The sequence below is a fragment of the Bacteroides sp. 41_26 genome (genome assembly GCF_949740115.1).
GTDB classification, from domain to species: domain Bacteria; phylum Bacteroidota; class Bacteroidia; order Bacteroidales; family Bacteroidaceae; genus Bacteroides; species Bacteroides nordii.
The window spans coordinates 1-8409 of record NZ_CATJGZ010000104.1; the positions used below are offsets into that span (position 1 = coordinate 1).

Sequence of the window (8409 nt, forward strand, 5' to 3'; positions counted from 1 at the left end):
AGACACAACAAAGCCCCTGTTGCTTCCGCATCTGTCAATCCGATTTGCAGGCCGGCATTATCAAATCCGTCTTGCAATGGCAGAGGCGCGAACCGTTCAAGGGCGCTTACAATCTCTTTAATTTTCATTCTTTGTAGAAAATTTGGTTGCAAATATAAGAAAAAAGCAGGGAATAAGTATGCCTTTTATCGTTTTTTAGTACATTTGGGGAAATTTGGAGGAGTACTTATGAAAATAAATCTATCAAAGGTTGGTGCGGATATCATTTTAGCTTTGAAAAAGTATCCGATGGAAGCATTATTGGGCTTGCTATTTTTTGTATTCTTTTGTATTGAAGATCAGCTAAATTGGGAATCCTCTTCGGAGCTGATTAAGCATATACGGGATGTAATGTCCCTCTTTCCGGCCTTTATGGTACTGGTGTACAGCTTGCATCAGCTTTTGTATCCTACTAAGGGCAGAATATTGTATTATTTGTCGGTATTACTGCCTCTTCCCTTTCTTTGGGCTGATTTGAGTCACTTTGTATTTACTATTTCTTATACATTTACACTGATATTGGCATTTTTCATTCTGCTGGCATGTAAATGTAAGTGGGAGAATCTTTCCTTTGCCCGAAATTGTATGCAAACGTTTGTAAGTCTGATTTTTGCTTTCTTTATCGGACATCTCTTGGCTCTTGCTGTATGGGGGCTTTATTCTTCTGTGGTATACATCTTTAATATAGAGAGGTATGATTTCCCTGAATATATTTATATGTTCTGCCTGTTTGTTGTGATTCCGTTGCTTTATTGCCATTTGCAGGAGAAAGAGAGTGAAGAGAATACGACTCCCCGGTTTATGGAAATTATTATAAATTATATTCTTTCACCGGCAGTGATTGTTTATACGGCAATACTTTACATCTATTTCATAACGATTGCCATTCATTGGGAGTTGCCTAAGGGAGGGATTGGATATATGGTACTTGCGTTGGCTATTTTTGCAATGGCAGGACATATGTTTCAGCTTCTTGTTTCCAAAAATATTTATGGGTGGTTTTACAACCATTTTAGTTGGATTGCGATACCGCCACTTATTCTTTTCTGGGTGGGAACTATTGAGCGCATAACGACTTATAGCTTTACGGCATCAAGAGTTTACCTCTTCATATCCGGTATTTTGATGACACTCTATATCTTTTTCTTGTTTTCCCGGAAGATAGGAAATTATCAGTTGATGGCTGTAGTGAGTAGTATCTGTATTGTGATTTTGACTTTTATCCCTGGCATTAGTGCCCGAAGTATAGGCATTCATTCACAGAAACAGAGGTTAGAAAGATATATTTCCAGGCTTGATATGCTGGATTCTGTTACTCATAAGTTAAAACAAGGAGTCGTATTTAATGAAACTGATTCTTTGAGATGGAAAGATGCCCGGGAACTGGAAGCATGTTATTCTTATTTAGAGGATGAAACAGGTTCTGATTATATGAAAAAGGAATATGGGGAATGCGACATTTCAACTAAGCGTAACTGGCATTACATGAGTCCTGTTTTTCCGTCAGGAATCAATACAGAAGGATATACTCGTTATTATCCAATGAATATTTATGATAGGAAAGAATATGTTGGTAAGGTGGAAGATGGAGTCATTAAGATTCGGCGTGTAGCTGATGACAAGGTGATAATAAGCCGTGATATAAATGCATATATGAATTCTCACCGTGCGTGGATGCAGAATGAAGTATCCGATTCGGTAAGTTCGGAGTTATTTATCACCTGTAATGATTCCTGTATGCTTGTACTTAGTAATATAAGTTATGAAAGCGGAGTTACTCTTCATTGCACCAATGTATTGGTTGATGCTATCTTTATTAAATAATGCGAATCAGTAGTTGAAAACCATGTTTAGTGGGATTTTGTTTATTTCTTCTCCGTTTTGAGTGCTTCCCGCATGGGGAAGTACTTAGTGTTGTAATTAATTCAGAGACGCGTGGGCTGCACGCAACAGAAAAAGAGCTGGTGTTACATGGTAGAAAAATATTACAATTTTAATATTTGTAAGTACTTGATTATTAGCAATATATATGGACGTTTTTTTCTCTACGAGAAACGGGTCGAAACTCTACGGAGATCGAGGTGAAACTCTACGAGGAACGGGTCGATTCTCGTAGAGCAACGCATGGAGTGTTTCTGATGTTTTACAAGACTTATTAATCAAGAGCAATCGACCTGTTCTTATTGTATTAAAGTTTTACTGCAGAGTTTCACTGAAGTTACACAGAGTACTATTTATCTGATTTATAACAATTAAAACTCGGTGAAACTCTGTGTGGCTCTGTGGTGAACTATATGCTAAATAGTAATCTCTACCAGGTTTCCATCCGGATCGAGGATAGCGCTTTCAAAGAATCCATCGCCTGTGGTACGGGGTTCACTGGCTACTACAAACCCATTGTGGCGCAAACGTTCTGTAAGTTCGAGAACAGCTTCTTTACTACCTGCTGAAACAGAGAAGTGTGCCAAACCAATGTGCGGAATCTTGTCTGCCGGAGAAGTAACATCCGTTTTACGCATCATTTCGATTAAAGCGCCTCCTCCATCAAAGCTGATAAGGTAGGATTCGAAACCTTTTGCAGGATTTATGTACTTTTCATTACTTGTTCCATTGAAATAAGTAATGTAAAACTGTCTTAACTCTTCTAATTGAGTGGTCCAAAGTGCAATGTGATGAATATACATGGTTATTTTATAAATGGTTATTTCTCTTCTTTTATGAGTGTATAATAATGTAAATCAAGTATCTTTGCAAAGATAAATAAAGTTGAATACGAACCATTTGATTTGAATCAAAATATGATAAGAAGCTATAATTTTCAAGATACAGACAGGGTGATACGCATTTGGTTAGAAGCCTCTATCCTGGCACATCATTTTATTCCTGCTATGTATTGGATTGGAAAACAAGAAGATATGCGGAATGTTTATCTTCCAGGAAGTGATACATATGTATTTGAAGATGAAAAAACAAAGTCTGTGCAAGGTTTTATTTCGATGGTGGACAACTATTTGGCTGCTATATTTGTAATACCTGAAGCACAAGGTGCAGGTGTTGGAAAGGCATTGATAGAATACGTAAAAAAGATATACCCTGAAATAACATTAAGGGTATATGCTAAAAATGAATCATCAGTGGCTTTTTATGAGAAGCAGGGGTTCAGGTTTGTAGAGAAGCATGTAGAGGAAGAGACAGGCGAGCAAGAGTTTGTAATGAAGTGGAATAGATAAAGTATTACTAATATATTATAATTTAAGAAGATGAAGAAAATTTTATTTTTATTGTTACTGGTTATCACTCTCGGAGCTTGTGAGAGTGATACTGATTCAAATTGGAATAATCGGCCGGGTGGAGGTTCAGATGAAGCTCAGAATTGGGATTCGTATACAATTACTGTTAAAAACTGGGAGCGTATAGGAGGTGTGAATGAAAATAATTCTTATTTTCGTTGTATCGTTGAAGATAAGTATTTAGATCAGTATATCTTTGATAAAGGAAGTGTCATGGTATATCTGATTCAATATGATGGTAATACGCCGGTCCAGACTCCTCTTCCTTATGTAATGTATTATGCTGAGGGAAATAAGAATTGGGCAGAAACGTTCTCCTATGATTATTCCGTAGGTTCGTTTGCTTTCTATGTGACTTATAGTGACTTTCTAACAGAAAATAATCCTGGAGAATGTCAGTTTAAGATAGTAATGCATTGGTAATATTAGGTGTGTATAACAAGAATGTACACTCTTGTCATGCCAAAGTGTACATTCTTGTTATATAAAAGTGTACATTTTTATCATGCAAAACTGTACACTCTTGTATTCATTGATAATCAGCCTGTTATCTCTTGTCTATATTCCCATCGCCCGCCGTACTTCCCCGTGCGGGAAGCACATCTAAGTCATCCAGAATCTTTTTTATGTCTACTGGTTGAAGGCGTCCATATACTTTCTCTCCTATCATCACTACGGGGGCAAGGCCACAGGCTCCCACACAGCGGAGACAATCTAATGAAAACTTTCCATCCGGTGTGGTCTCTCCTACTTCGATACCTAAAATACGTTTGAATTCTTCTAATAATTTTTCCGAACCTCTTACATAGCAGGCAGTCCCCATACAAACTGAGATAGGGTGTTTCCCTTTGGGAGTCATTGTAAAGAATGTATAGAAAGTAACTACTCCATATACTTTTGATACAGGGATATTGAGTTTATGGGCTATGATGCGTTGTATCTCTTCCGGTAAATACCCATGAAGATGTTGGGCTTCGTGCAGAATATTAATGAGCTCTCCCGGAGCATTTCCATGTATGTCACAGATTGCCTTTATCTGTTCGACTACTGTGCATGCTAATTTTATATCTGACATAGTTTTATTTTTTATACGTTAATCAATGGCTTTATTGAAATAATGTGTGTGCAGTAGCATATGTGCTTTCTCACTGAGAGGTTTACCCAAATATTCTTCATAAAGTTTTTGAATATATGGGTTTTCGTGTGATTTCCGCAAAGGTTTCTGCGCATCTTCTTCATATAAAGCACGAGAGCGTGCATACAGTATATCTGCCCGTCCGTGATGGAGCGGTTGCCCTCCGCCACCAATACATCCTCCGGGGCAAGCCATGATTTCGATAGCATGGTACTCATTATGTCCGTTTCGGATATCTTCCAACAAGCGGCGTGCATTCCCTAAACCATGAGCAATCCCCACTTTCAACTCAAAGCCATTCAGGTTGATGGTAGCCCGGCGTACTCCTGCCAGTCCTCTGACGTGTTCAAAGTTTACATTATCCAACGTGGTACCTGTATAAATTTCATATACAGACCGTAAGGCAGCTTCCATAACTCCACCGGTTGTTCCAAAGATAACACCGGCTCCCGTTGATTCTCCCATTGGATTGTCAAACTCACTGTTTGGTAACAGGTTGAAACCGATATTAGCACGTTTGATAAGTGTAGCCAGTTCGCGGGTGGAGATGGAATAATCCACATCGGGATTGCCATTGACTTTAAACTCTTCCCGGTCGCATTCGTATTTCTTTGCCAGGCAAGGCATGATGGAAACCACTATTAGTTTTTCACGTGGAATACCCATTTTTTCTGCCCAATATGTTTTGGCAATGGAGCCGAACATTTGTTGCGGAGAACGAGCCGTAGATGGGATATTTAGTAAATCGGGAAAATGATGTTCAAAGAAGTTCACCCATGCCGGGCAACAGGAAGTCAGGATAGGCAAACATACATTTTTATCCCCATTTAGAAAGCGTGTGAGTCTGTCCAGTACTTCTGCACCCTCTTCCATAATAGTGAGATCAGCTGCAAAGTCGGTATCGAATACATAATCGAAGCCTAATTCGCGGAGGGCATATACCATTTTGCCTGTAACCGGGGTACCGGCGGGCAAACCGAATTCCTCTCCTAAGGCCACGCGTACAGCAGGAGCTGTTTGTACAATAACCACTTTATCAGGATCGTCCAGATCTTCGAGGAGCCGGTTGGTATGATCGCGCTCGGTGAGCGCTCCTACCGGACAAACAGCAACGCATTGTCCGCAATAAGTACATTCACTCTCACTCATCTTTTTATCGAATGCAGGAGCTATAGTTGTATTGAAGCCTCTGCGTACAGCTCCCAAGGCACCTACTGTCTGTACATCATTGCAAACGCTTTCACATCGTCTGCAAAAAATACATTTATCCATGTTGCGAACGATGGAAGAAGTTACTTCCCGTTTACGCAATGAAAGCTCTCCGCCAGTGAATGGCATTTCGCGTACGTTGAAACGAAGAGCAAGGTTTTGCAACTCACAATTGCCGGATTTTGGGCAGGTCAGACAGTCATTCGGGTGATCGGACAGGATAAGTTCAGCTACTATTTTTCGTGCATTCATCACTCGTAGTGTACTGGTACGCACTGTCATCCCTTCTGTACATTTAGTGGCACAGGCAGGAGCAAGATTCTTTCTACCCTCCACCTCTACCACACAGATACGGCAGGAAGCTGGATTGTTTTTGATACAAGTACCCTTCAGGTCAATGTGGCAGAGGGTTGGTATGTTTATGCCGATTTCGGTGGCGGCTTCCAGAATGGTAGTACCAACAGGTACGGTTATCGAGTGACGGTCTATTTGTAGTGTTACTTCTTTTGTTTCCATAGTCTTTGAGATTAACATACAGAGATTGCGTTAAATTTACAGCGTGCCATACACATGCCACACTTGATACATTTTTCGGGAAGAACAGTATGTGGTTTACGTGGCAGACCTGTGATGGCATCTGCCGGACAGTTTTTGGCGCAAAGGTGACAACCGATACACAGATCGGGATTGATATAGTACGTGAGCAGAGATTTACATTGTTTGGCACGGCAGGTCTTATCCCGTACATGCTCTATGTATTCATCATAAAAGTTATCCAATGTAGACAATACCGGGTTGGGAGATGTCTGTCCCAATCCACACAGCGCGGTATCTTTTATGACTTTACCAAGCGTTTGCAGCGTCTGTAGATCTTTTTCTGTAGCTTTACCTTCCGTTATTTTATTGAGTAGTTCCAATAATCGTTTATTACCGATACGACAAGGGGTACACTTGCCACAGGACTCTTCTACCGTGAAATCAAGGAAGAAGCGGGCTACCGATACCATACAATCGTCTTCGTCCATGACAATCATTCCTCCGGAACCCATCATGGAGCCGGCAGCAAGCAGGTTGTCGAAGTCGATGGGTGTATCGAGGTGTTTTTCTGTGAGGCAGCCACCTGACGGGCCTCCTGTTTGTACAGCTTTAAATTTTTTATCTCCTTTGATTCCTCCGCCTATTTCATAAATTACTTCCCGTAGTGTTGTTCCCATTGGAACCTCTATCAATCCTACATTATTAATCTTTCCGGCTAAAGCGAAAACTTTCGTCCCTTTAGAGCGTTCTGTACCGATGGAAGCAAACCATTCGGCTCCGTTGATTAATATAATAGGTATATTTGCTAATGTTTCCACATTGTTCACATTGGTTGGTTTGTTTTGGTATCCCGATTCAGCCGGGAAAGGTGGTTTCAAAGTAGGTTCTCCCCTTTTACCTTCCATTGAATGGATGAGTGCAGTTTCTTCACCGCACACAAATGCACCGGCTCCATATCTTATATCTATATCAAAGCAGAAATCTGTTCCTAATATGTGTCCGCCTAATAATCCGTATTCACGGGCCTGTGTGATGGCTGTTTTCAACCGATGTATGGCGAGCGGATATTCTGCACGGATGTATACCAAGCCTTTGGAGGCTCCGATGGAGTATCCGCACAAAGCCATTGCCTCAATAATAGAATGGGGATCACCTTCCATGATTGAACGATCCATAAATGCTCCCGGATCTCCTTCATCAGCGTTACAGACTACGTACTTAATGTCGGATTCCTGACGGGCAGTCAGTTCCCATTTCAGACCTGTAGGAAACCCACCACCTCCCCGTCCACGTAGTCCGGAGCGTTTTATTACATCTATCACTCTATCCGGAGTATGGTTGAGCAAGTAGTTTGCTAAAGCTACATAACCATTGCGTGCGATGTATTCTTCTATATTTTCCGGATCTATAAATCCGCAGTTACGCAATGCAATTCGCAATTGTTTCCGATAGAAATCCATATGTTTGGAGTCACTTACTTTTTGTTCCGTCTTAGGATCAGTGTACAGCAGGCGTTCTATTTTCTTTCCTCCTATAATATGCTCCTTTACAATTTCTTCGGCATCTTCGGGGGTGACTTGAGTATAGAAAGTGTTGTCCGGAATGATTTTTACGATAGGACCTTTTTCACAAAAGCCAAAGCATCCGGTCGTGATTACTTCTACTTTGTCTGCTATTCCGCTTTCTTTAAGTATTTTGTTCAGATTGTCAGCAATAAGGTGACTGGAAGATGCTTTGCAGCCCGTACCTCCACAGATCAGAATCTGCAAATGTTGTGAACCAAGAGCCAGCCCACAACTGTTTTCAGTTACTTTATCATTGCTCTCTTCACGTAAACGGAGGGCAGTCTCCGCACTTCTTCTGATCTTTTCAAGATCGTGAATTGATAGTATTTTCATCCGTATTAAATTAAGTTCGGAACAAATATAGTAATTCAAATGATTATACAAAAAGAAAGCGTATGAAATATTAAAAGGAAAGCATTATATGAGAATTAAACAGCTTATTTAGGATGTATTTGTATACTGGAGGTTGCAAAAACGACTTTTATGTATCATTAAGACAGAGTAGTATCTATCTGATGAAACGTGGATTAATACAGATTAAAAGACTGTAATTCTTTATCATACATTTGTTTCCCTTTGCGAAAATCTGCGTTAATCCTTTAGATTTGCATCATAATAAATAGATGTTGAAATA

The 8409-nt window shown here is 40.2% G+C and carries 8 protein-coding genes; 3 read left to right on the forward strand and 5 right to left on the reverse strand.

Features of this window, described 5'->3' with window-relative positions; genetic code table 11:
- A partial coding sequence (locus QX565_RS15725) for a Nif3-like dinuclear metal center hexameric protein (protein WP_289293443.1) occupies positions 1 to 128 on the reverse strand: 128 nt, incomplete at its 3' end.
- A 100-nt stretch (positions 129 to 228) separates the two neighbouring features.
- Between QX565_RS15725 and QX565_RS15730 the strand changes: the two genes are divergently transcribed.
- Positions 229 to 1863 carry a DUF4153 domain-containing protein gene (locus QX565_RS15730; protein WP_289293439.1) on the forward strand — a complete coding sequence of 545 codons (1635 nt, stop codon included), beginning with the start codon at positions 229 to 231 and terminating at the stop codon, positions 1861 to 1863.
- Between the two features lie 473 nt (positions 1864 to 2336).
- Here the strand turns inward: QX565_RS15730 and QX565_RS15735 are convergent, their stop codons facing one another.
- Positions 2337 to 2723, reverse strand: coding sequence for a VOC family protein (locus QX565_RS15735; RefSeq protein WP_221650990.1), 387 nt, complete (start codon positions 2721 to 2723; stop codon positions 2337 to 2339).
- Between the two features lie 114 nt (positions 2724 to 2837).
- Between QX565_RS15735 and QX565_RS15740 the strand changes: the two genes are divergently transcribed.
- Positions 2838 to 3269 carry an N-acetyltransferase gene (locus tag QX565_RS15740; RefSeq protein ID WP_289293440.1) on the forward strand — a complete coding sequence of 144 codons (432 nt, stop codon included), beginning with the start codon at positions 2838 to 2840 and terminating at the stop codon, positions 3267 to 3269.
- Between the two features lie 30 nt (positions 3270 to 3299).
- Positions 3300 to 3752: a hypothetical protein gene (locus QX565_RS15745; protein ID WP_289293441.1), complete on the forward strand. Its 453-nt coding sequence runs from the start codon at positions 3300 to 3302 to the stop codon at positions 3750 to 3752.
- Between the two features lie 124 nt (positions 3753 to 3876).
- On the opposite strand, the gene QX565_RS15750 is transcribed toward QX565_RS15745, so the two are convergent.
- From QX565_RS15750 to QX565_RS15760, 3 genes are read right to left on the reverse strand one after another with little or no spacing between them, the layout of a single operon-like run.
- Positions 3877 to 4404 (reverse strand): NADH-quinone oxidoreductase subunit NuoE family protein, encoded by a 528-nt coding sequence (locus QX565_RS15750; protein ID WP_122201725.1) that lies wholly within the window; start codon positions 4402 to 4404, stop codon positions 3877 to 3879.
- An 18-nt stretch (positions 4405 to 4422) separates the two neighbouring features.
- Positions 4423 to 6189 carry an NADH-dependent [FeFe] hydrogenase, group A6 gene (locus QX565_RS15755; protein ID WP_221651553.1) on the reverse strand — a complete coding sequence of 589 codons (1767 nt, stop codon included), beginning with the start codon at positions 6187 to 6189 and terminating at the stop codon, positions 4423 to 4425.
- An 11-nt stretch (positions 6190 to 6200) separates the two neighbouring features.
- Positions 6201 to 8108, reverse strand: coding sequence for an NADH-quinone oxidoreductase subunit NuoF (locus QX565_RS15760; RefSeq protein WP_221651552.1), 1908 nt, complete (start codon positions 8106 to 8108; stop codon positions 6201 to 6203).
- Positions 8109 to 8409: the final 301 nt, after the last annotated feature.